15 protein-coding genes and 15 tRNA genes are annotated in these 22,221 nt (G+C 45.4%); 9 read left to right on the top strand and 21 right to left on the bottom strand.

Going from position 1 to position 22,221, the window contains the following annotated elements:
- Positions 1 to 191: 191 nt before the first annotated feature.
- The 4 genes from miaA to tsaE form a co-directional block, all read right to left on the bottom strand.
- Positions 192 to 1,124, bottom strand: coding sequence for a tRNA (adenosine(37)-N6)-dimethylallyltransferase MiaA (gene miaA / locus OCV30_RS01385; protein WP_009847880.1), 933 nt, complete (start codon positions 1,122 to 1,124; stop codon positions 192 to 194).
- A gap of 167 nt (positions 1,125 to 1,291) precedes the next feature.
- Positions 1,292 to 3,463, bottom strand: coding sequence for a DNA mismatch repair endonuclease MutL (mutL, locus tag OCV30_RS01380; RefSeq protein WP_065680348.1), 2,172 nt, complete (start codon positions 3,461 to 3,463; stop codon positions 1,292 to 1,294).
- Positions 3,464 to 3,564: 101 nt separating this feature from the next.
- Positions 3,565 to 5,286 (bottom strand): N-acetylmuramoyl-L-alanine amidase, encoded by a 1,722-nt coding sequence (locus OCV30_RS01375; protein WP_065680349.1) that lies wholly within the window; start codon positions 5,284 to 5,286, stop codon positions 3,565 to 3,567.
- Positions 5,280 to 5,744, bottom strand: a complete 465-nt coding sequence (gene tsaE, locus OCV30_RS01370) for a tRNA (adenosine(37)-N6)-threonylcarbamoyltransferase complex ATPase subunit type 1 TsaE (RefSeq protein WP_004735870.1) — start codon at positions 5,742 to 5,744, stop codon at positions 5,280 to 5,282. The genes OCV30_RS01375 and tsaE overlap by 7 nt, the downstream gene beginning before the upstream one ends.
- Before the next feature lie 247 nt (positions 5,745 to 5,991).
- Here tsaE and queG point away from each other — a divergent pair, with 247 nt between their 5' ends.
- On the top strand, positions 5,992 to 7,170 hold the full coding sequence (gene queG / locus OCV30_RS01365) for a tRNA epoxyqueuosine(34) reductase QueG (protein ID WP_029222983.1): 1,179 nt from the start codon (positions 5,992 to 5,994) through the stop codon (positions 7,168 to 7,170).
- A gap of 611 nt (positions 7,171 to 7,781) precedes the next feature.
- Here queG and OCV30_RS01360 read toward each other — a convergent pair.
- The 16 genes from OCV30_RS01360 to orn all read right to left on the bottom strand — a co-directional run bounded on the left by OCV30_RS01360 (position 7,782) and on the right by orn (position 10,574).
- A tRNA-Gly gene (locus tag OCV30_RS01360) sits at positions 7,782 to 7,857 on the bottom strand.
- A gap of 59 nt (positions 7,858 to 7,916) precedes the next feature.
- Positions 7,917 to 7,993 (bottom strand) — tRNA-Met (locus OCV30_RS01355).
- Positions 7,994 to 8,071: 78 nt separating this feature from the next.
- Positions 8,072 to 8,147, bottom strand: a tRNA-Gly gene (locus OCV30_RS01350).
- A gap of 59 nt (positions 8,148 to 8,206) precedes the next feature.
- A tRNA-Met gene (locus OCV30_RS01345) sits at positions 8,207 to 8,283 on the bottom strand.
- 36 nt (positions 8,284 to 8,319) lie between these two features.
- Positions 8,320 to 8,395: transfer RNA gene (locus OCV30_RS01340), tRNA-Gly, on the bottom strand.
- Positions 8,396 to 8,454: 59 nt separating this feature from the next.
- Positions 8,455 to 8,531: transfer RNA gene (locus OCV30_RS01335), tRNA-Met, on the bottom strand.
- An 88-nt stretch (positions 8,532 to 8,619) separates the two neighbouring features.
- Positions 8,620 to 8,695: transfer RNA gene (locus OCV30_RS01330), tRNA-Gly, on the bottom strand.
- 59 nt (positions 8,696 to 8,754) lie between these two features.
- A tRNA-Met gene (locus OCV30_RS01325) sits at positions 8,755 to 8,831 on the bottom strand.
- Between the two features lie 36 nt (positions 8,832 to 8,867).
- Positions 8,868 to 8,943: transfer RNA gene (locus OCV30_RS01320), tRNA-Gly, on the bottom strand.
- Positions 8,944 to 9,002: 59 nt separating this feature from the next.
- A tRNA-Met gene (locus tag OCV30_RS01315) sits at positions 9,003 to 9,079 on the bottom strand.
- A gap of 70 nt (positions 9,080 to 9,149) precedes the next feature.
- Positions 9,150 to 9,225: transfer RNA gene (locus OCV30_RS01310), tRNA-Gly, on the bottom strand.
- Between the two features lie 59 nt (positions 9,226 to 9,284).
- Positions 9,285 to 9,361 (bottom strand) — tRNA-Met (locus tag OCV30_RS01305).
- A gap of 120 nt (positions 9,362 to 9,481) precedes the next feature.
- Positions 9,482 to 9,557: transfer RNA gene (locus tag OCV30_RS01300), tRNA-Gly, on the bottom strand.
- A gap of 59 nt (positions 9,558 to 9,616) precedes the next feature.
- Positions 9,617 to 9,693, bottom strand: a tRNA-Met gene (locus OCV30_RS01295).
- Between the two features lie 79 nt (positions 9,694 to 9,772).
- A tRNA-Gly gene (locus tag OCV30_RS01290) sits at positions 9,773 to 9,848 on the bottom strand.
- Positions 9,849 to 10,028: 180 nt separating this feature from the next.
- Positions 10,029 to 10,574: an oligoribonuclease gene (gene orn / locus OCV30_RS01285; RefSeq protein WP_012603103.1), complete on the bottom strand. Its 546-nt coding sequence runs from the start codon at positions 10,572 to 10,574 to the stop codon at positions 10,029 to 10,031.
- 150 nt (positions 10,575 to 10,724) lie between these two features.
- Between orn and rsgA the strand changes: the two genes are divergently transcribed.
- From rsgA to OCV30_RS01260, 5 genes are all read left to right on the top strand, one after another.
- Complete coding sequence (rsgA, locus tag OCV30_RS01280) at positions 10,725 to 11,780, top strand: small ribosomal subunit biogenesis GTPase RsgA (RefSeq protein ID WP_012603102.1); 1,056 nt, start codon at positions 10,725 to 10,727, stop codon at positions 11,778 to 11,780.
- A 125-nt stretch (positions 11,781 to 11,905) separates the two neighbouring features.
- Positions 11,906 to 12,817 carry an archaetidylserine decarboxylase gene (gene asd, locus OCV30_RS01275; protein ID WP_009847911.1) on the top strand — a complete coding sequence of 304 codons (912 nt, stop codon included), beginning with the start codon at positions 11,906 to 11,908 and terminating at the stop codon, positions 12,815 to 12,817.
- A 319-nt stretch (positions 12,818 to 13,136) separates the two neighbouring features.
- Entirely contained in the window at positions 13,137 to 14,552 is a 1,416-nt protein-coding gene (locus OCV30_RS01270) for an SLC13 family permease (protein ID WP_041472727.1), read from the top strand.
- A 291-nt stretch (positions 14,553 to 14,843) separates the two neighbouring features.
- A complete protein-coding gene (locus OCV30_RS01265; protein ID WP_065680350.1) occupies positions 14,844 to 16,724 on the top strand; it encodes a methyl-accepting chemotaxis protein in 1,881 nt (626 codons plus the stop codon).
- Positions 16,725 to 16,884: 160 nt separating this feature from the next.
- Positions 16,885 to 17,772, top strand: coding sequence for a DMT family transporter (locus OCV30_RS01260; protein WP_065680351.1), 888 nt, complete (start codon positions 16,885 to 16,887; stop codon positions 17,770 to 17,772).
- Positions 17,773 to 17,805: 33 nt separating this feature from the next.
- Here OCV30_RS01260 and epmA read toward each other — a convergent pair whose 3' ends face one another.
- On the bottom strand, positions 17,806 to 18,777 hold the full coding sequence (epmA, locus tag OCV30_RS01255; protein WP_065680352.1) for an elongation factor P--(R)-beta-lysine ligase: 972 nt from the start codon (positions 18,775 to 18,777) through the stop codon (positions 17,806 to 17,808).
- Between the two features lie 467 nt (positions 18,778 to 19,244).
- Between epmA and frdA the strand changes: the two genes are divergently transcribed.
- Genes frdA through frdC form a run of 3 tightly spaced genes read left to right on the top strand, consistent with a single transcriptional unit; the run spans position 19,245 to position 22,217 of the window.
- Positions 19,245 to 21,068, top strand: coding sequence for a fumarate reductase (quinol) flavoprotein subunit (gene frdA / locus OCV30_RS01250; protein WP_009847916.1), 1,824 nt, complete (start codon positions 19,245 to 19,247; stop codon positions 21,066 to 21,068).
- Positions 21,068 to 21,832, top strand: a complete 765-nt coding sequence (locus OCV30_RS01245; protein WP_009847917.1) for a succinate dehydrogenase/fumarate reductase iron-sulfur subunit — start codon at positions 21,068 to 21,070, stop codon at positions 21,830 to 21,832. The genes frdA and OCV30_RS01245 overlap by 1 nt, the downstream gene beginning before the upstream one ends.
- Position 21,833: 1 nt before the next feature.
- Positions 21,834 to 22,217, top strand: coding sequence for a fumarate reductase subunit FrdC (frdC, locus tag OCV30_RS01240; RefSeq protein WP_017097244.1), 384 nt, complete (start codon positions 21,834 to 21,836; stop codon positions 22,215 to 22,217).
- The last annotated feature ends 4 nt before the right edge of the window (positions 22,218 to 22,221 follow it).

The raw sequence follows: 22,221 nt of genomic DNA, 5'->3' as shown, positions 1-22,221 counted from the left end.
TTATTTTCCTTATTTATATTTTGTTGTAATTATTTAGCTAGTGGTGCACAAAAAGGTGCGGCCTTTGCATCTGAGCTAAACGAATAAAAAAACTCCGTTGTTATTGAAAGGCTGTGATTTTTAAAAGCCTCAACAACTGATCCTTTCCAGAGTATATTCACGCAAAAGCGATCACATTATACACAGCAATACTAATCAGATGCTATTGCATCTGAAAGAGTTTCTAACGCCTGTTCAATGTTTTCGCTATCCAACCAAGTTAAATCATCCCAACTGCGTAACCAGGTGATTTGTCGCTTGGCCAATTGACGGGTTGCGCAGACACCACGGAAAACCGCTTCGTCTAAATCGCAATTCCCATCTAAATAATCCCACATCTGCCTATAACCAACGCATCGGATCGATGGCAGTTCAGGGTGAAGATCTTCTCTGGCGTACAACGCTTTCATTTCATCTTCAAATCCCGCTTCTATCATCTTCTCGAAACGCAGCTCAATGCGGCGATGGAGTTCTTTCCTTTCCTTGGGAGCTATTGCAAATTGTTTTACACGAAATGGCAGGCTATCGCCTTTCGTTTGAGTTAGCTCTGTTAATGTTTTACCCGAAATTCGATAAACTTCCAATGCCCTTGAAAGCCTTTGTGGATCATTTGGGTGTATTCTTTCAGCGGATACGGGATCTATCTCTCTTAATTGATCGTGCAATGCCTGCCAACCCTGCTCAATAGACTCCGCTTCAATCTGCTTACGAATCTCTTGATCCGCAGCGGGTAGTGGCGATAAACCTTCCAACAATGCCTTGTAGTAAAGCATTGTGCCACCAACAAGTAGCGGGATTTTACCTTCCGCTACAATCTTATTCATTTCACTGATCGCATCACGACGAAAGTCAGCCGCAGAATACGCTTCGCTTGGGTCGAGAATATCAATCAAGCGATGAGGCGCGAGCGCGAGCTCTCCTGCATCCGGCTTAGCAGTACCAATATCCATGTCTTTGTAGATTAGCGCCGAATCGACACTGATGATCTCTACCGGGTATTTCTGACGTAAGCGGATAGCTAAATCTGTTTTTCCTGATGCCGTGGGGCCCATTAAAAACAACGCTAAAGGTAATTTTTCAGTCATGATATTTTGTATTTATTTCTCTGTTAGAGCACTTAATTAAAAGGCTTCATGTCGCGATACACTTGTCTACTAAGAAAAGCCTCATCGCAACAGTTAAATCGTAAACAGCCGAAGCCGTAAATAAGCTTAATTTATCTAAAACTCAGCTGTGAAAATTCACCTACAAACTAAGCCATAAAAGCAGCGATGGTTGCAGAAAAGTCGATAGGATTAACAAATTCGGGATCATCTAATGGAAGTAGACCATGCCAAAGTTGCTCAAGTTCCCCAACTAGTTGAACCGCTTCAGATAAAGTGTAGTCGTTTTTTACTTGTGCTGTCTGAATCCCGATCCAGTTAACCAGTAATGGTAACGTATCGCTAGAAAAGCTATGACCTTGAGTTTCCGAGGCCTGAGCGTTTATTGAAGCCGCGTACGATAACAGATCTGGGATCAAAATTTGTAAGTTTTGCTGCCTCAAAGGAGAAGGCACTCCCATCACCATTATCGCTTCGTTATTCCTAGCTTTAAGCTCGATACCAAGCACAGACAGCATTGGACTTAGCGCCTTAGCGACACCGACTAAATCAGCGCCTAATTTGATGGATAAAGGCACTAATAATGGTTGGCTCTTTAACGCGCCATCACGCGTATCAAGCTGGCCAACAATACGCAATAACTCAGCCTTAGCCAAAGAAACCAACACACTGCCGTTCTTATTACCCATCACCAAATACTGACGTTCCACAATCGAGACCGCTTTGCCCAAGTCCGTCACAGGTACTCTTGACTTTGAATGGGCTGGATTCTGTTGAGCTGGTTTAGTTTCTATTGGGTTCACTTGAGCCACATGCTCGTGAGGTGAGGATGGTTCTACAACTTGGTCATCAAAACCTGGCGTTTTCAGAAGCTCTTTATAGGCCTTCACTTCTCGCTTAGATGGAGCAGGCTCACCATGATGTTGGTGCGGCTCTTTTTCTTTTTTAGGTTCAGGTCGAGACTCTATCCACTCTTGGCGAGGCGAGCCGGTAAAACTGGTTTCATGAGCCGACGGACCTATGTTAGGCGATGAACCTCGATTAGCTGGCGAGCTATAACGCTGCCCACCATCATTAACGCTGTGCTGAGGTTGATCATAAACCTGTTCAGATTCGGCTTTTCTTGGGTAGGCTGGCGTTTGCTCAATAGCATGTCGCACCCTTTCCGAAACTTGGCTTTGATCCGCGCTACTAGGTAGCGTGTTTTCAGGTTCAGCGAAACTTGCAACACCATCAACTTCAGGCACCGAATCATCTTGCTGATAACTTGGCGCTTCTGATTGATGGAAAGCAGATTGATTCACAGGCGCCGCATCGATTTGCTTACTCTGTGCTAAGCCATCACTCAAGGCTTGGTAGATGAAGTCGTGTACAAGGCGGGCTTGATGAAAACGCACTTCATGTTTTGCAGGATGAACATTCACGTCCACCTGATGCGGGTCTAGCTCAATGAACAACACATACGTCGCGAATTGGTCGGGGCGCAAGCTAGTTTCGTAGCTTTGACGAATCGCATGATTGATCAGCTTGTCACGCATCATACGACCATTCACATAACAGTATTGCAGATCGCTTTGTTGTCTTGCTCCTTCAGGCGTGGTGATCCAGCCATGAAGTTTTAAGCCTTGATGCTCAAGTTCGATCTTAAGCATATGGCGAACAAAAGGATTACCACATACAGCTGCGATGCGCTTTTCGGCTTGAACTTGTGTTTTTGCAGCGCGGTACTGACGAATCATTTTACCGTTATGACGAAGGTTAATCGTCACATCAAAACGGCTCAATGCAATGCGTTTAAGCAGCTCATCGATATGCGTGAATTCAGTTTTCTCGGTGCGTAAGAATTTACGTCGTGCCGGAGTATTGAAGAACAGATCCAATACCTCAACCGAGGTGCCAATGGGATGCGCTGCTGGCTGCAGTTTCACCTGCATATCACGACCTTCACTGTGTGCAGCCCAAGCTTGATCCTGAGTCGTAGGACGTGAAGTCATAGTTAGGCGGGCAACAGAGCTAATACTCGCCAGTGCTTCACCTCGGAAACCTAGGCTGACGATCGCTTCAAGGTCATCAAGAGTATGAATTTTAGAGGTAGCATGACGGCTTAATGCCAAGGCAAGCTCATCTTTAACAATGCCCTTGCCGTTGTCACGAACGCGGATCATCTTAGCGCCACCTTTTTCGATATCAATATCGATACGTGTCGCGCCGGAATCCAAACTGTTCTCAACCAACTCTTTCACAACAGAAGCGGGTCTTTCGACTACTTCACCCGCTGCAATTTGGTTAGCTAACCGAGCTGGCAGTATTTTAATCGTCATATGTATAGCTACCTTACTGCCATTGATGGGAACACTTGTGCGTTATTAACACTTCTACCGTTTGAACAACCGCACACTTAATTACTTAGTTACTTCCAAGGTTATTTGTGCGGAATAATCAGTACTTGGCCAATGGCCAATTCATCAGAACGCAGTTTGTTTGCTTTGCGAATACTGTTGACGCTCACACCGTATTTTGAAGCAATCTTGCCAAGATAATCGCCTCTAGCGACCTTATGTTTACGTAGAGGAACATCTTTAACTTCAACCGTAATACGTAACTTTTGGCCCACTCTTAGTGTCTCTGATTTCAAGCGGTTCTCGCGTTTAATGTCCGCAACTAACACTTTATAGCGACTGGCTATCTTGCCTAAGTATTCTCCAGACTTAACCGTGTGAGTGATGGTCTTGGTTTTGACTGCGCTACTAGAAGAGGAGCCTGAAGCACTGCTTGGAATCTTAAGCACCTGACCGATGGCTAGACTACTCGATTTCAGATTGTTGAATTTCATCAATGTCTGTGTCGACGTGCCATATTTACTCGCAATCACAGACAGAGACTCACCACGAGACACTTTATGTTGGCTCACGCTACTCGCTGATGACGTTGCGTTCGATATGATAATCCCTTCTGGCGGGTTAGCCTTCAAATACTTAACGACCGCTTTAGTTACTGCGCGCGCAAGCTTATCTTGATGTGAACGTTGGAAGAGCAGCTTCTCTTCCGTCGGATTCGAGATAAAGCCTGTCTCTACCAGTACCGATGGAATCTGTGGTGAACGTAACACTGCCAAGCTGGTGTTAATCGGCTTACTGTTATGCAGTTTCGCGACCTTACCCATTTCAGACAGAATGGTCGTTGCCAGTTTATAACCCTCTTTTTGAGAATGGCTAAACTGCAAATCAAGCAGGGTTTGGTTTACGTTCTTATCATCAATATTACCCGTGAACGCAGCACCGCTCCCCCCAAGCAATTCTGACTGTTTCTCTTTGTTCTCAATCCAGCGTGAGATTTCGGTGTTCGCGCGTCGAGTATTCAACACAAACACCGAACCACCTCTTGGTTGAGGCGTCGTAAAGGCATCGGCGTGAATAGAGATCAGCAGGTGAGCTTCGTTCTCACGAGCAATCGCGACACGTCTGTTTAGGTTTACAAAATAGTCAGCGTTACGCGTTAAACGCGTTTTGATTCCCGGAACTGCATTTAATTGTGCAGCCAACTTGCGGGAGATACTCAAAGTCGCATTCTTCTCATATTTACGAGATGGACCGATTGAGCCAGGATCTTCACCACCGTGACCTGGGTCAATCACAATCAGAACATCACGCTGACGCTTAACTTGATTGAGGTTCTTACTCACTGTTGGCTTAGTCGGCGTTGATGTTGCTTTGCCTTTACTTGCCGCACCATGAGGCAAATCGATCACCAAGCGATGTCCGTACTGACCACCAGGAGTCGGACTGAGTTTAAACAACTCTGCTTTAGACGACTTCTTTAACTCAAAAACCAAGCGATACGTGTTTTTGTCTGGCGGTGAGCTTTTACGAATCTTAGATAGAACGGGGCTGTCTTTCACCACGACCGGTAACTTAGTTGCAAGGTTGGTCTTTTTTAAATCAACAACCAAGCGACTCGGGCTACTCAGGGTGAAATAGCTGAAATCCGCTTCTGATTTTAAATCGATAACCACACGAGTTTCTTCTGGAGAAGGCCAAACCCTTAAACTCTTTAGTGAGTTTGCAGAAACAAGTGAAGAAAACAGTATAGAAAAAACAGCAGCCAACATAGCTACTGCTGAAATAAGGCGTCTAGAAATCAACATAACTCCAACTGACTAAGTAAGCGCTGTCCGTATTCACTGTTAGCGGTTAAAGAAACAATGCGGTGATCGTCTTGGTAACGAATATCAATATCCAAATCTGCTTCTGGTAGCATTCCATAACCTTTCTCTGGCCATTCAACCAAACAGATAGCATCAGGCGTGAAGTAGTCACGAATCCCCATAAACTCTAATTCTTCAGGATCGGCTAGGCGATAAAGATCAAAATGGTACACCTGCCAATCGGCAAGTTGATAAGGTTCAACTAGAGTATACGTTGGGCTCTTTACATTTCCTTGATGGCCAAGTGCTTTTACAAAACCACGACTGAAAGTCGTTTTACCTGCGCCAAGATCACCATGCAGATAAATAGTTGTCTGCTGTGAGCAAAGATTAGAAAGCTCCGTTCCTAATTGAATCGTTGCTTGTTCATCTTTCAAAGTAAATTGTTTCGTGCTCATGAATACGTTCTCTAAAAATCGATCGTTGACTATATAAAAATCAAAAGAACAAGAATAGTAAACCGTGATGCTTTTGAGAGACAAGCACTCAAGTGTAAGTTCTATGAAAAATACTGATCAAAACACGTCTGTTCTGGTCAATACCACTAAGATCCGTTAAGATCCGCCCCCATTTTTGCCGAACCTAATTTTAATTAGCCTTATCTCTAATTGTAAAACAGAGAAAATAAGAATTAAGAATGAAGCCATGAATCTAGACCATCTTGCTGAAAAAATTAAAATCTGGGGAAAAGAACTCGGCTTTCAAAAAGTTGGCATCTGCGATGTTGATTTAAGTGAACATGAAGCCCCTCTTCAAGCATGGCTAGATGCTGGCAACCACGGCGAAATGGATTGGATGGCTCGACATGGGATGATGCGTGCTCGTCCCAATGAACTTCACCCAGGCACCATTCGAGTGATCAGCGCCCGAATGAACTATCTACCACCAGAAGCTCAGTTTGCCTCTAACCTAAGCGATACCACTCAAGGTTATATCAGCCGTTATTCTTTAGGCCGCGATTATCACAAATTGTTCCGCAACCAGTTGAAAAAGCTGGGACAAAGAATCGAGAAGGAAGTCGAAGGTTTAGACTCACGTCCTTTCGTAGATTCAGCGCCCATCTTGGAACGACCGCTCGCTCAAAAAGCAGGGTTGGGCTGGACAGGTAAACACTCATTAATTCTTGATAAAGACGCTGGCTCTTGGTTCTTCCTAGGAGAATTGTTAGTTAACATACCTCTTCCAACAGATGAACCCAGTGTCGATGAGTGCGGCAAATGCACCGCATGTATCACCTCTTGTCCAACTGGCGCCATTATTGCTGATGGCGTAGTGGATGCTCGAAAATGTATCTCGTACTTAACCATTGAATATGATGGTGTGATCCCGGAAGAGTATAGAGACGCAATTGGTAATCGTATTTACGGTTGCGATGACTGTCAGTTAGTTTGCCCGTGGAACCGCCATGCCGAACTCACTGAGCAAACAGACTTCCACCGCAGAGAAGACTTCCGAGAGGCAGACCTTGTTTCACTTTCAAGTTGGGATGAAGCGACCTTCCTAAAGAAGATGGAAGGCTCAGCGATAAGACGTATTGGACACACCCAATGGTTACGCAATATTTTTGTTGCTATGGGCAATGCGCCATTTCAACAACGCATTGTTGAAACACTGGAATCTCATCGAGGCAACAACGAAATGCTGGATGTGCATATTGAGTGGGCTTTAAATAAACAACTACAACAGTTACCCAATGCTAGCAGCATGCAAGAAGATAGCTCTACGCAGAAAAATAGCTGTGTGCAAAAAAATAGCAGCAAAATCCTCACCAAAAAGCACAGGCTAATACGCATCGTTGAGAAAGGGCTACCAAGAGACGCCTAGCCCCTTAGCCATCAACGATTGGCAGGTCAACCCACACCAACAACCCACCATACAACACAACTCGTTGCACATAATTTTCGAACAATGTTTGACCTTGTTCTCAATTCTAACAATGTGGAAAAAATTCAGAACTCTCGTAAACTTCCGACACCCACGTAAAGTTAAACACAGTACCGATAAATGATTAAGATCAAAAAACAACAAGTTAACGATCTTTTATCAAATTCAAGGTAAGCATTCAACCTGATAAAAAACAATGAGTTACGATCGGAACAATTCAGCTAATATACTGAAAACAAGAAAGATCTTTTAGAGAAATGTAAAGAATTAGGTCTGAAATAACTTTATCAACCAAGTTATCCACACTTGATACTTTGTGGATAAGTCTGTTTATAGATATGAAAAACCTCAAGTATCTGCTTCAGAGACCTGATGTTTACTAGCATTCTTGTTGCTAACAAAAATTTAAGACAAAAAAATATCCACCATAATGGAGGATTATTTGCTTTTTGGGGGGATTATGCTTCGCAGCATTAAAGAAAGAGCGTGACCGGTAAGGTCGTCTTTAAACACTGTGGCTTAAAGAGTTTTGTTTACCATGAAAAGTAAACTGGAGCGATACATCGGGTTCGAACCGATGACCTCAACCTTGGCAAGGTTGCGCTCTACCAACTGAGCTAGTATCGCATAAGCTAACCGTTCGTCTTTTCTGCTACAAAGCATCAAATCAACGTTCAACTGTAATGTGGTTGCGGGAGCCGGATTTGAACCGACGACCTTCGGGTTATGAGCCCGACGAGCTACCAAACTGCTCCATCCCGCGTCCGGATGCATTGTTTAAGTCAATGAGTCTTTGTCTCTAAGAGACCCTCTAGGAATTTATTTCCTAAAAGTATAAAGCTGGAGCGATACATCGGGTTCGAACCGATGACCTCAACCTTGGCAAGGTTGCGCTCTACCAACTGAGCTAGTATCGCATAAGCTAACCGTTCATATTTTCTGCTACAAAGCATCAAATCAACGTTCAACTGTAATGTGGTTGCGGGAGCCGGATTTGAACCGACGACCTTCGGGTTATGAGCCCGACGAGCTACCAAACTGCTCCATCCCGCGTCCGGATGCATTGTTTAAGACAATGAAGCTTTAAATTGGAGCGATACATCGGGTTCGAACCGATGACCTCAACCTTGGCAAGGTTGCGCTCTACCAACTGAGCTAGTATCGCATAAGCTAACCGTTCATCTTTTCTGCTAAGAAGCATCAAACCAACGTTTAACTGTAATGTGGTTGCGGGAGCCGGATTTGAACCGACGACCTTCGGGTTATGAGCCCGACGAGCTACCAAACTGCTCCATCCCGCGTCCGGATGTTTCTCTTTTCGCATCATTACCGTTTAAGACAATGAGACTAAACCATTTTCATTCTGAGCAAGGCTCTAAGAATAGAATTTGGAGCGATACATCGGGTTCGAACCGATGACCTCAACCTTGGCAAGGTTGCGCTCTACCAACTGAGCTAGTATCGCATAAGCTAACCGTTTATCTTTTCTGCTAAAAAGCATCAAACCAACGTTTAACTGTAATGTGGTTGCGGGAGCCGGATTTGAACCGACGACCTTCGGGTTATGAGCCCGACGAGCTACCAAACTGCTCCATCCCGCGTCCGGATGCATTGTTTAAGACAATGAGGCTTTAAATTGGAGCGATACATCGGGTTCGAACCGATGACCTCAACCTTGGCAAGGTTGCGCTCTACCAACTGAGCTAGTATCGCATAAGCTAACCGTTCATCTTGTCTGCTAAGAAGCATCAAACCAACGTTTAACTGTAATGTGGTTGCGGGAGCCGGATTTGAACCGACGACCTTCGGGTTATGAGCCCGACGAGCTACCAAACTGCTCCATCCCGCGTCCGGATGCATTGTTTAAGACAATGAGACTAAAGCATTTTCATTCTGAGCAAGGCTCTAAGAATAGAATTTGGAGCGATACATCGGGTTCGAACCGATGACCTCAACCTTGGCAAGGTTGCGCTCTACCAACTGAGCTAGTATCGCATAAGCTAACCGTTTATCTTTTCTGCTAAAAAGCATCAAATCAACGTTCAACTGTAATGTGGTTGCGGGAGCCGGATTTGAACCGACGACCTTCGGGTTATGAGCCCGACGAGCTACCAAACTGCTCCATCCCGCGTCCGGATGTTTCTCTTTTCGCATCATTACCGTTTAAGACAATGAGACTAAACCATTTTCATTCTGAGCACTTTCTCAAAGAGACAGCTTCTAAGAATATTACTTCTTGTTCGAATAAAAGTGGAGCGATACATCGGGTTCGAACCGATGACCTCAACCTTGGCAAGGTTGCGCTCTACCAACTGAGCTAGTATCGCATAAGCTAACCGTTCATCTTTTCTGCTGCAAAGCATCAAATCAACGTTCAACTGTAATGTGGTTGCGGGAGCCGGATTTGAACCGACGACCTTCGGGTTATGAGCCCGACGAGCTACCAAACTGCTCCATCCCGCGTCCGAATGCATTGTTTAAGTCAATGAGTCTTTCTCTCTAAAGAGACCCTCTAGGAATTCGCTTCCTAAAAGTATAAATCTGGAGCGATACATCGGGTTCGAACCGATGACCTCAACCTTGGCAAGGTTGCGCTCTACCAACTGAGCTAGTATCGCAAACTGAAAACGTCTTTCGCCGTTCAGGGCTGCGAATTATAAGAGCATTTTTTTGTGATGCAAGTCCTTAATGCAAAAATCAGCAAGTTTTTACTCAACTGCTGTAAAAGCACACATATTTGCAAAAAAAATAGCTCTTATGTCCCTGAAAAGTTAGATAAACGTGAACATTTGATCTGATTAGATGTTAATAATTGTTTTTCGATAGTACTGCAGCTCAGCAATAGACTCTCGAATATCGTCTAATGCAAGGTGGCTTCCCGACTTAGAAAAACCATCTAACACTTCAGGCTTCCAACGGCGAGTCAGCTCTTTCAGGGTGCTAACATCAACATAGCGGTAGTGGAAGTACTCTTCCAGCTCTGGCATGTGCTTGTATAAGAATCGGCGATCTTGACCAATGCTGTTGCCACAAATTGGTGACTTACCTTTTGGTACCCATTTTTCCAGAAACTCAATCGTTTGTTGAATGGCATCTTGTTCTGAAACTGTACTGTCTTGAATTCGTTTCACTAGGCCACTACCGGTGTGAGTCGTTGTGCACCACTCGTCCATCTTGTCCAATTCACTCTGAGGTTGGTGAATAGCCAAAACAGGTCCTTCAGCCAGGATATTAAGCTCACTATCAGTAACGATAGTAGCAATTTCAATGATTTTATGAGTTTCAGGATCAAGTCCTGTCATCTCGAGATCAACCCAAATAAGGTTCTGATCGCTAAAGGACATAAGGCGTCGCCTATTTGTTTATGTATAAAAGAGGTACTATACCCAAATAACTATACTCAAACTAGCTTTAGAGCCATTGAAATCATATGGCAGTAGCAACATCCTGTTTGAGTTCCCAATCATCAAGTTAGATGTGTTAAGTGAAAAATTGTGGCTAAAAAAAAGAAGTTAACCAAAGGTCAGGTACGTCGCGTACGTAGCAACCAGAACAAGCGACTCAAGAAAGAAGATTCTATCCAATGGGACGAGAACATGCTTGGCGGAACAAAAAGCGGACTCGTGATTACGCGCTTTGGTCAACATGCCGATATCGAAGATCTTGAAACCAACGAAGTTCACCGTTGTAACTTACGCCGTAGTATTGAGACTTTAGTTTCTGGTGACCGAGTAACTTGGCGCGCAGGGCTTGAGTCAATGGCTGGCATCTCAGGTGTTGTCGAAGCCGTTGAGCCAAGAACATCAATGCTAACTCGCCCTGACTACTATGACGGCCTCAAACCGGTTGCCGCAAACGTAGACCAAATGGTTATCGTTTCAGCTGTACTACCAGAGCTATCACTTAATATCATCGACCGCTACTTGATCGCCTCTGAAACGGTGAATATCGCCCCTTTAGTTGTACTCAATAAAGTCGACTTGCTGACAGAACAACAAATTAGCGAATACCGCGAAACACTGAAGATATACGAGAAAATCGGCTATAAAGTCATGTTCGTGAGTAAAGAGTCGGGTTACGGCATCAAAGAGTTGGAAGCTGAACTGAAAGATCGTATCAACATTTTCGTTGGTCAATCTGGCGTAGGTAAATCCAGCGTAGTGAATGCACTGATGCCAACATTGGACATTGAAGAAGGTGCAGTTTCTGAAAACTCAGGACTGGGTCAACACACCACCACAGCAGCGCGTTTGTATCACTTCCCTTCTGGTGGTGATCTTATCGATTCCCCTGGGGTACGTGAATTCGGCCTATGGCATTTAGAACCCGATGAAGTCACAGATGCTTTCATTGAATTCAAGCCATACCTAGGTGGCTGTAAGTTCCGCGATTGTAAACACAATGACGACCCAGGATGTCTTCTGCGTGAAGCCGTTGAAGACGGAAAAATTAGCCGCTTACGCTTTGCTAGCTACCACCGCATTATTGAAACAATGGCTGACAACAAAGATAACCGTCAGTACTCACGAAGCAAGAAAGCCGATCTCTAATCGCGTTTTTGTGAACAAATGTGTGCATTTACTGACAATTGGCGCGAACTTAAGTAACATCTCGCGCCCTAAACCGTCATCGACAGATTTAATTGAAAAACAATTAGCATTGGAAAATTAATACAATGGATAAGATTAAAGTTGGATTGCAGTACTGGATCCCACAACATGGCCTGACTCGTTTAGTTGGTAAACTGGCGTCTGCTAAAGCGGGTGGTTTAACGACAGCGATCATTAACTGGTTCATCAAGCAATACAAAGTGAACATGGATGAAGCTCTGCATAGCGATCCAAAACACTTTAAGACATTCAATGAATTCTTCGTACGTGAATTGAAAGAAGGCATGCGCCCTATCGCAGAAGGTGACTCTGTTATTGTTCACCCTGCTGATGCACGTGTAAGTCAGTTTGGCCCAATTACTGATGGTCAACTGATTCAAGCTAAAAACCATAACTACTCAGCACGTGAGTTGCTTGGTGGTGATGCAGACCTAGCCGATGAGTTTAAAGACGGTGAATTCGCAACGCTTTACTTGTCGCCAAGTGATTATCACCGTGTGCACATGCCATGCGACGGCACACTGCGTCAGATGATCTACGTTCCCGGTGATCTTTTCTCAGTAAACCCGCTAACGGCAGAGAACGTTCCAAACCTATTCGCACGTAACGAACGTGTGGTTTGTATCTTTGATACTGAGTTTGGCCCAATGGCACAAGTGCTGGTTGGTGCAACTATCGTAGGTAGCATCGAGCAAGTATGGGCTGGCACCATCACGCCACCTCGCGGTAACTCGGTTTACAAGTGGGATTACCCAGCACAAGGTGATAAATCTATTATCTTGAAGAAAGGCGAAGAGATGGGTCGCTTCAAGCTTGGTTCAACGGTTATCAACCTGTTTGCTAAAGATGCAATCAAGTTTGACGACACTATGCAGAATGGTGAGAAAACCGTTCTAGGCACTCCTTTCGCGCACATTGCGGGTAAAGACGTTGAGACTGAAGCTGTTGATTCAGCAGAGAACACTGACCAAGCTTAACGATCTGAGTTAACTCATTTAGTTTAAAGGCGCGTTACTTTTTCTATATCAGAGAAGAACGCGCCTTTTTCTGAACTCTACCAATTCGTTTCCTACTCAAGCTCTAACAACCCAAGCTTTCAAACCTCAATCCTCCCCCCTGCCCAGCCACCTGCTGCTTCTCACTCTTGCCTCTAATTGCCCAGATGAAATATTGACCAAAAGCAAAACAACTGTCGAAACCTTAAACAACTTTTCGATTTTACAACCCGTCTCCAAGTACCAAAAATCCAGATAACTTACTCTATTTGAAGATATTTTATTCATGGGGTCTTTGTACATGCCTAAACTCAATATTGGCGTTCTGGTCAAGCTGTTGATTTGTTTTGCGATTCCCTTAGGCGTGTTATTCATGCCAATAGATTCCATACCTATCGATGACCTCACGCTGATTCAACACCGCTTGTTGGCGATATTCTTACTAGCAGCTCTACTGTGGGTGCTTGAACCCGTTCCAGTATTCGCCACGTCAATTCTGATCATTGCGCTTGAACTGGTGATGATTTCCGACAAGGGTTTACATCTATTTAGAAACCCACCAGCAGGACACGATCTCGGTGAATTAATCAAATATACCGACATCTTCGGTGCATTTTCGTCACCAATCATCATCCTTTTCATGGGTGGCTTTGCTCTTGCGATATCCGCATCCAAATACGAACTCGACAACAATTTAGCTCGCGTGCTGCTCAAACCATTTGGCACAGAACCGCGCTTTATTATGCTGGGTTTAATGCTTATCACCGCCGTGTTCTCAATGTTCATGTCAAATACCGCAACAACGGTAATGATGCTCGCATTGCTAGGTCCTATCGTAGCCTCTGCACCAAAAGGCGACATGGGGATTAAAGCGCTCGTGTTGTGTATTCCAATCGCCGCCAATACCGGTGGTATCGCGACACCCATAGGTACACCACCCAATGCGATCGCACTGCAATACCTAACTGGCGAGAACAGTATCGACTTTCTTAGCTGGATGATGATGGGCTTACCCTTTGTGATCATCCAACTCACCATCGCTTGGTTTCTCCTACAAAAACTCTTCCCTTCTAAAGAAAGAAATATGGTTCTCAAGCTTGATGGACAATTTAGAAAGAGCTGGCGAGCGATTGTGGTTTACGTCACCTTCGCTGCGACAATCTTACTGTGGATGACCACCAAACTGCATGGCATGAACACTTATGTGGTCTCTATCATTCCACTGGCTGTTTTTACTCTCACTGGCATCATGGGTAAAGAAGAACTCAAGCTGATTAACTGGGATGTGTTGTGGCTGGTTGCGGGTGGTATTGCGATTGGGATTGGCTTGGATAAAACAGGCTTAGCCGCTGCACTCGCACACGCGATTGATTATGAATCGCTCTCGCCGACTGCTGTGGTACTAACGCTGTCTATCGTGTGTTGGCTAATGGCTAATTTCATGTCGAACACAGCTACCGCAAACTTGCTGATGCCGATAGCAGCTGCGATTGGCGCTTCTATGGAAAGCCTAGTAGCAATTGGAGGCTTACAAGGCTTGCTGGTTGTGGTCGCCTTCTCAGCATCACTGGGGATGATTTTGCCAGTGTCTACACCGCCCAACTCTCTGGCCTACTCGACCGGGCTAATTGAAAGCAAAGACATGGCGAAGATGGGTATCATCTTAGGGATTGTCGGCTTACTGATGGTCTACCTCGCGCTGTTTATTATCACTTAGCACGTCAATGCCTCCCTTCCGTCCAGCTAGTAATCGTGATCTCGCTAGCTGGCGGGTTACCAGATTTTAACCAATACGATAAATCCTGATAACAATTAACACCTTAGCAGCAACCAATTGTGATTCCACTTCACTGTTTATTAAAAATAATCATATATATATTTAAATTATGATTTTCAACACGTTTCGAACTTTAAATATAACGACACTAGACACCTAGCAGAGACACATCCGTTCGCAATCCAACGCGTCGCTGTCATTAGCCTTTTATCCAAGAAGGAGGGATAAACCTTGAGACATACTATTAAGTTCAAAATTCAGATCGCTATCGCGGTTATTATTGCCGTCGTAAGTGGCGCTCAAGCTTGGATATCTGTTAATCAGCTTACTCAAGAAACTGAAGTCGCGATCAACCAACAGGTGAAAAACGTGAGTGTTGGTACGACGAACTACATTGCCGATTGGTTATCAATCCGCAGTGATATGATGCTTGCCAATGAATCGACCATTTCAAGCAATAGCAACTCTGATCGCGAGTTATTGATCACCAAGCAAGCCGGGCAATTCTTGTCTGTTTATGCAGGATTCAGTGATGGCAGTATAGCTTATGGCGACAAGGCTGAGGATTGGCCAGCAGACTACGACCCACGATCCCGCCCTTGGTATAAAGATGCAAACGCGACATCCGAACTCATCATTACCGAACCTTATCAAGATTTTGACGGCAGCATTGTCATCAGTTTCGCTAAAGCATTTAATGGTGAAAGACAGGGTGTTATCGCGGCAGACTTAACCGTAACCAGCATTATTGATACCGTACTCAATGTAAAACTCGATAATGACGGTTTTGCTTTTTTAGTCGACGGTAATAACAACATCGTCGCCTACAGTGATGAAGAGTTGAGTCAAAAACCACTGACCAGTTTGAATCCAGAACTCACGACCAACAAGGTGTCACAACTGCTCCAAGACCAAATGATCACCACTCTCACTTGGCCTGGTCAAGGCGATAAGCTGGTCTATATTGCCAATGTCCCGAACACCGATTGGTCGCTAGGTATCGTTATCGATAAAGAAATGGCGTTTTCTGCAGTATCCGATGCCATTCAATTCATCACGCTGACCTCTTTGGTGTTGTACATCATCATTTCAATTGCGAGTACCGTGGTCATCAACCGCCTACTTTCTCCATTACAAACCTTGTCTGAAGCCTTAACTCAGCTCGCTCAAGGCAGAGGCGATCTCACTCAGCGCATTGATATCACACGTATGGATGAGATTGGCAAACTTGCCGAGCTCGTGAACCAGTTCTTAAGCCAGATGCAAAGCATGTTGAAGGGCGTAATAGAGCACAGCCACGATTTAAACAACCATGCAGAGAAAGCCAATCAACTGGCGACCCAATCTTCGATTAGCGTTGAGAATCAACAAAACGATATCAACCAAATTGCGACCGCGATTCATGAGATGTCCGCCACCGCAGCCGAAGTGGCTAGCCATGCCGAATTAACGGCATCCGCTTCTCAGGCATCCGCCACCGCTTGTAACGAAGGCCAAGAGGTAATCCAACAAAACCGCGATGCGATTACAGGCCTTGCGACTCAGGTTGAAGATGCAGCCAATGTTATTCGTGAATTAGAGAGTAATGCTCAAAGCATCAACCAGATCCTATCCACCATTCAAGGCATTGCCGAACAGACCAACCTGTTGGCATTGAATGCTGCGATTGAAGCCGCTCGAGCGGGTGAACAAGGTCGTGGGTTTGCCGTTGTCGCCGATGAAGTCCGAGTGCTCAGCCAAAGAACGCATGGCTCGACGGAAGAGATCCGCGTGATGATTGAAACACTGCAGAAAAATACCGAACATGCCGTTGAAAGCATGACCACCAGCACTCAGTTAGCAGAGAACAGTGTTGGCTTCGCAGAACAAGCTCATGGCAGCCTGACTAAGATCACTCAGGCAATCACTGAAATCAACGATATGGCGCTGCAAATAGCGAGTGCTGCGGAAGAGCAACGCGCGGTCAGCGAAGACATCAGCCGTAATACGCAAGGAATCAAGGATGCCTCTGATGACCTTGCACAGCAAGCTGAAAGCAGTCGCAATAGCTCAAATGAAATGAGTAGCGCTGCCGAGTCGATGCGCCAAGACGTGGAGCGATTTAAGGTATAGCGCGACTCAAGCAAAGTAAGTGAACCACACCACCGAGCGACAGCTGACATAAACCAATCACTGAAACAAAGTAGTTCTTTCATAAGAATCACTTTGTTCTCAGTTCGGTTTGATGCATATTGATGAGCTAATTTATCCCAGACACAAGGATGTTATTCAGATGGGATTTGAATGGTTAGCTCTAGCTGCCGCTTTTCTTTGGGCCATTGCGAGCCTAATGTCAGTAAAGCCTGCTCAACACTTAGGTTCTTTCGCCTATAGCCGTTGGAGAATGGGTTGTACCGCGATCATCTTATCGAGCATGGCATGGTTTACCGGAGGTTGGTCAACTGTCGAAGCCAATCTAATCACGCCGATGATGCTGTCTGGCCTGATTGGTATATTCATTGGTGATACCGCCCTATTTGCCTGTTTGAACCGAATGGGACCGCGCCAAGCGGGTTTGCTGTTCTCTTGTCACGCCGTGTTCTCGGCGATTCTCGGTTACTTCTTGTTTAGCGAAAGCATGACCTCTATTGAGCTGATTGGCTCGGCTTTGGTGTTTAGTGGTGTATTAACTGCGATATTTTTTGGTCGTCGAGGACAAGCCAACAACCAGCTTGAAACCATCAAGGGCACCGTGTGGGTTGGTGTCGCTCTGGGGATCACTGCCGCGATCTGCCAAGCATTGGGCGGCATCATTGCCAAACCTGTGATGCAAACCAGTATCGACCCAATTGCAGCTTCTGCCATTCGAATGATCACCGCTTTTGTTGCTCACTCCGCATTTCGTTTAACAGGCGCCAAACTTTCACGCGCACTTAACCCGATGAATAAGCAGATATTCGCGATTACCGCGGTTAATGGTTTTCTAGCGATGGCAGTAGGAATGACGTTGATTTTGTATGCGTTGCAGGAAGGCAATGTCGGCATGGTTGCGCTGTTATCTTCAACCACACCCATCATGTTGTTACCGATACTCTGGCTATACACCAAGCAAAGACCGAACGTCTACGCTTGGATAGGTGCCATTGTTGCCGTAGTGGGTACTGGTATTTTGGTCAGTTAGCCAAACGGTAAGTAGGACTAACTGAATAGAGAGCTAAGAGCGCGGGAACGGGAAAGCCGTCACGTCATCGATGTGGTCATAACCTAACGCCAGCATGATCAGACGGTCGATACCCAAAGCAACACCCGCACAATCTGGTAAGCCCGCTTTTAATGCCTCAATCAAGTGATGATCAATCGGTTGAGGTGATAAGCCCATCTCAATACGTTTGGTATTATCATCTTCAAAGCGCTTAAGTTGTTCTTGCGGTTTATCTAACTCGTGGAAGCCGTTTGCTAACTCAATTCCTTTGAAATACACCTCAAAGCGATCGGCGACTCGTGAATCGTTTGGATTGATCTTAGCTAACGCTGCTTGCGATGCTGGGAAGTCATACACAAACGCAGGCACCTGCTGGCCTATTTTCGCCTCGACCCCAATACTGAAAAGAAGCTGCAATAACGTATCGCGATCTTGCTCGGGGTCAGCTATGTCGCTGAGCCCTAGTTTCGCAGCTGCTTGCTTTAGCATATCCATCGAATCTTCCAGCGGACAAACACCTAACACATCAATAAAGGCTTGTTGGTAAGTCATTCGCTCTGCTGTGCCTGATTTAAGTACCTGCTGTAACAGCAGATCCATCTCATCCATCAGATCATGATGATCAAAACCAACGCGATACCACTCCAACATAGTGAACTCAGGGTTGTGATAACGGCCATTTTCTTCATTGCGAAAAGATTTACAAATTTGGTAAATACAACCGCTTCCGGCAGCCAACAAGCGTTTCATATGAAACTCTGGGCTAGTCATAAAGAATAGTGGCTGGCCGTGCGCATAACCTGGCCCTACGAATTCAGTTTTGAAGGTATGTAAATGCACATCCGTCACCGTGGCGTGGCTCATCGCAGGCGTATCAACTTCCATCACGTTTCGCTCAACAAAGAACTGACGAATTTGATTAAGGATATCAGCACGTTGCTTTAACTGCTTAATGGTTGCGGCCGGTTGCCATGTAGAGTGCATTATTGAGTTCCATATTACTGAATTCTAAACGACGAAAATTACCACCTTTCATCGCTTTTGTAAGCTTCTATCTTTCTATTCTTGAAAGCGAAATGTTGTTTTAATGAAGCCAGAAAATTACGTTCTACAATACAATTATCAATACAGATTTTACATCCACATTGATAACAAAAATCATACTCAACAAGCCGTTAACACAAGCCCTGTGGGCTAATCGTTATCAACAATTCATTGCCGTGATTGCAGTCACATAACCTATAAATTCTATGCCTCCATATGCACTACCGACCTAAAAACCCAAATGCATCAACTTTTCGAATACCTTCCTCTCTTACACTGAACCTACCACTTAAGGCTTAGGGGTAATAAACGGTTGATGCCGTTTACGTACTATTAATTAGTAAGTACTGCCAATAAGCTTTTTATAATAACAAGCGGAATACTCCGCATCACACTGGAGAATAACTGTGAAGACAATTACCACAGATATCGCAGTCATCGGCGCAGGCGGCGCTGGTCTTCGTACAGCAATTGCAGCAGCTGAAGCTAATCCTGAATTGGAAGTTGCACTGATTTCTAAAGTTTACCCAATGCGTTCGCACACGGTGGCAGCAGAAGGCGGTTCAGCAGCGGTAATTAAAGACGAAGATAGCCTAGATAACCACTTCAACGATACTGTTGGCGGTGGCGACTGGCTATGTGAACAGGATGTTGTTGAATACTTTGTTGAAAACTCGACTCGCGAAATGATCCAAATGGAACAATGGGGCTGCCCATGGAGTCGTAAAGAAAACGGTGAAGTAAACGTACGCCGATTCGGCGGTATGAAGGTAGAGAGAACGTGGTTCGCAGCGGATAAAACCGGCTTCCACATGCTTCATACTCTGTTCCAGACTTCGATGAAGTACGACACAATCAAACGATTTGATGAGTACTTTGTGGTGGATTTGCTCGTTGAAGATGGCGAAGTACAAGGCCTAATCGCGATTCACATGTCTGAAGGTGAGCTTGTTACCATCAAAGCAAAATCTGTTGTTCTAGCAACCGGTGGCGCAGGTCGTGTTTACCACTGTAATACCAACGGCGGCATCGTAACTGGCGACGGTATGGCAATGGCTTATCGCCACGGTGTTCCACTACGTGATATGGAGTTCGTTCAATACCACCCAACAGGCCTACCGGGCACTGGCATCTTGATGACCGAAGGTTGTCGTGGTGAAGGCGGTATCATCGTCAACAAGAACGGCTACCGTTACCTGCAAGATTACGGCATGGGCCCTGAAACTCCAGTGGGCGAGCCGAAAAACAAATACATGGAACTGGGTCCTCGTGACAAAGTTTCTCAAGCATTCTGGCACGAGCAGCAGAAAGGCAACACCATCAAGCACCCGCTTGGTGATGTCGTACACCTTGACCTTCGCCACCTTGGTGAAGAGTACCTGCAAGAGCGTCTTCCGTTTATCTGTGAGCTTGCAAAAGCGTACGTAAACGTAGACCCAGCAAAAGAGCCAATCCCAATTCGCCCAACCGTTCACTACACCATGGGTGGTATTGAAACCAACGGTACCTGTGAAACTCGCATTAAAGGGCTATTCGCTGTTGGTGAGTGTGCTTCAGTTGGCCTACATGGCGCAAACCGCCTAGGGTCTAACTCTCTTGCTGAATTCGTAGTATTCGGCCGCGTAGCCGGTGAACAAGCCGTGAAACGTGCCGCTGAATTCAAAGGCTGGAACGAAGAGTCTATTGCTAAGCAAGTGAAAGCGGTTGAAGATCGCATCGCTGGCATCTTGGCTCAAGAAGGCGATGAGAACTGGGCTGATATCCGTACTGAAATGGGTCACACCATGGAAGCGGGTTGTGGTATCTACCGTCAAGAAGACTTGATGCAAGAAACCATCGACAAAATCACTGAACTGAAAGCTCGCTACAAGAAGATCAGCATTAAAGACAAAGGCAAAGTGTTCAACACTGACCTACTTTACGCTATCGAAGTGGGTTACGGCCTTGAAGTTGCCGAAGCGATGGTTCACTCAGCGATCCTTCGTAAAGAGTCTCGCGGAGCACACCAACGTCTAGACGACAACTGCACAGAACGTGATGACGTGAACTTCCTTAAACATTCTCTATCTTTCTACAACGAAGATGCAGCACCAACTATCGACTACAGCGGCGTTAAGATTACTAAATCTCAACCTAAAGCTCGTCTATACGGTGAAGCAGCCGAGAAAGCCGCTGCTGCTGAAAAAGCGGCAGAAGAGAATGCGAAGAAGAGCGAAGAGGAGCAAGCATAATGTCAGCGAATCGAATCCAAAAAATTGAAATTCTGCGTTATGACCCTGAGCACGATGCAGAACCTCACTTTCAAACCTTTGAAGTTCCATTTGATGAAACCATGTCGGTACTTGATGCGATTGGTTACATCAAAGATAACCTAGATAAAGACCTGTCTTACCGTTGGTCTTGTCGTATGGCGATTTGTGGTTCTTGCGGCATCATGGTTGATGGCGTGCCAAAACTGGCATGTAAGAGCTTCTTACGTGACTACCCGAACGGCTTCAAGATCGAGCCTTTAGCTAACTTCCCAATCGAGAAAGATTTGATTGTCGACATGACGCCGTTTATCGAGCGCCTTGAAGCAATCAAGCCTTACATCATTGGTAACGATCGCAAGCCAGAAGACGGCACTAACATCCAAACTCCAGAGCAAATGGCGAAGTACAAACAGTTTGCTGGCTGCATCAACTGTGGTTTGTGTTACGCAGCGTGTCCTCAATTTGGTCTAAACCCTGAGTTCATTGGCCCTGCGGCACTTGCTCTTGCTCACCGTTACAACCTAGATAGCCGTGACAATGGTAAAGCTGAGCGCATGAAGCTTATCAATGGCGACAACGGTGCTTGGGGCTGTACGTTTGTAGGTTACTGTTCTGACGTTTGTCCGAAGAAAGTAGATCCAGCAGCAGCTGTAAACCAAGGCAAAGTTGAGTCTTCAATGGACTTCGTTATCTCGATGTTCAAGCCTGATGGATCGCAAGTAAAAACAGCAGAGGAGGCATAATATGAGCAATCGTAAGCCTTATGTTCGTGAGATGAAGAGAACGTGGTGGAGCAACCATCCGTTTTACCGCTTCTACATGCTACGTGAAGCGACTGTACTGCCTTTGATTCTATTCACTCTGTTCCTAACCTTCGGTTTGGGTTCGCTAGTGAAAGGTCCTGAAGCGTGGGAAGGTTGGTTGAGCTTTATGGCTAACCCTATCGTTGTTGGTATCAACATCGTGGCACTGCTTGGCAGCTTACTGCACGCTCAGACCTTCTTCAGCATGATGCCTCAAGTAATGCCAATCCGTCTTAAAGGCAAATTGGTAGATAAAAGAATCATCGTACTGACCCAGTGGGCAGCGGTGGCATTTATTTCTTTAATCGTTCTGATGGTGGTGTAAGGAG

The sequence above is a fragment of the Vibrio atlanticus genome, from assembly GCF_024347315.1.
GTDB lineage: Bacteria > Pseudomonadota > Gammaproteobacteria > Enterobacterales > Vibrionaceae > Vibrio > Vibrio atlanticus.
The sequence above is the reverse complement of the archived record's forward strand: the minus strand, read 5'-3'. Positions and strand labels throughout refer to the sequence as shown.

Coding starts and splice junctions, on each gene's coding strand:
- mutL (WP_065680348.1), bottom strand. CDS start 3,463: ATGACGATTAAAATACTGCCAGCTCGGTTAGCTAACCAAATTGCAGCG.
- epmA (WP_065680352.1), bottom strand. CDS start 18,777: ATGCACTCTACATGGCAACCGGCCGCAACCATTAAGCAGTTAAAGCAA.
- miaA (WP_009847880.1), bottom strand. CDS start 1,124: ATGACTGAAAAATTACCTTTAGCGTTGTTTTTAATGGGCCCCACGGCA.
- tsaE (WP_004735870.1), bottom strand. CDS start 5,744: ATGAGCACGAAACAATTTACTTTGAAAGATGAACAAGCAACGATTCAA.
- orn (WP_012603103.1), bottom strand. CDS start 10,574: ATGTCCTTTAGCGATCAGAACCTTATTTGGGTTGATCTCGAGATGACA.
- OCV30_RS01375 (WP_065680349.1), bottom strand. CDS start 5,286: ATGTTGATTTCTAGACGCCTTATTTCAGCAGTAGCTATGTTGGCTGCT.
- OCV30_RS01260 (WP_065680351.1), top strand. CDS start 16,885: ATGGGATTTGAATGGTTAGCTCTAGCTGCCGCTTTTCTTTGGGCCATT.
- OCV30_RS01270 (WP_041472727.1), top strand. CDS start 13,137: ATGCCTAAACTCAATATTGGCGTTCTGGTCAAGCTGTTGATTTGTTTT.
- queG (WP_029222983.1), top strand. CDS start 5,992: ATGAATCTAGACCATCTTGCTGAAAAAATTAAAATCTGGGGAAAAGAA.
- OCV30_RS01245 (WP_009847917.1), top strand. CDS start 21,068: ATGTCAGCGAATCGAATCCAAAAAATTGAAATTCTGCGTTATGACCCT.
- frdC (WP_017097244.1), top strand. CDS start 21,834: ATGAGCAATCGTAAGCCTTATGTTCGTGAGATGAAGAGAACGTGGTGG.
- asd (WP_009847911.1), top strand. CDS start 11,906: ATGGATAAGATTAAAGTTGGATTGCAGTACTGGATCCCACAACATGGC.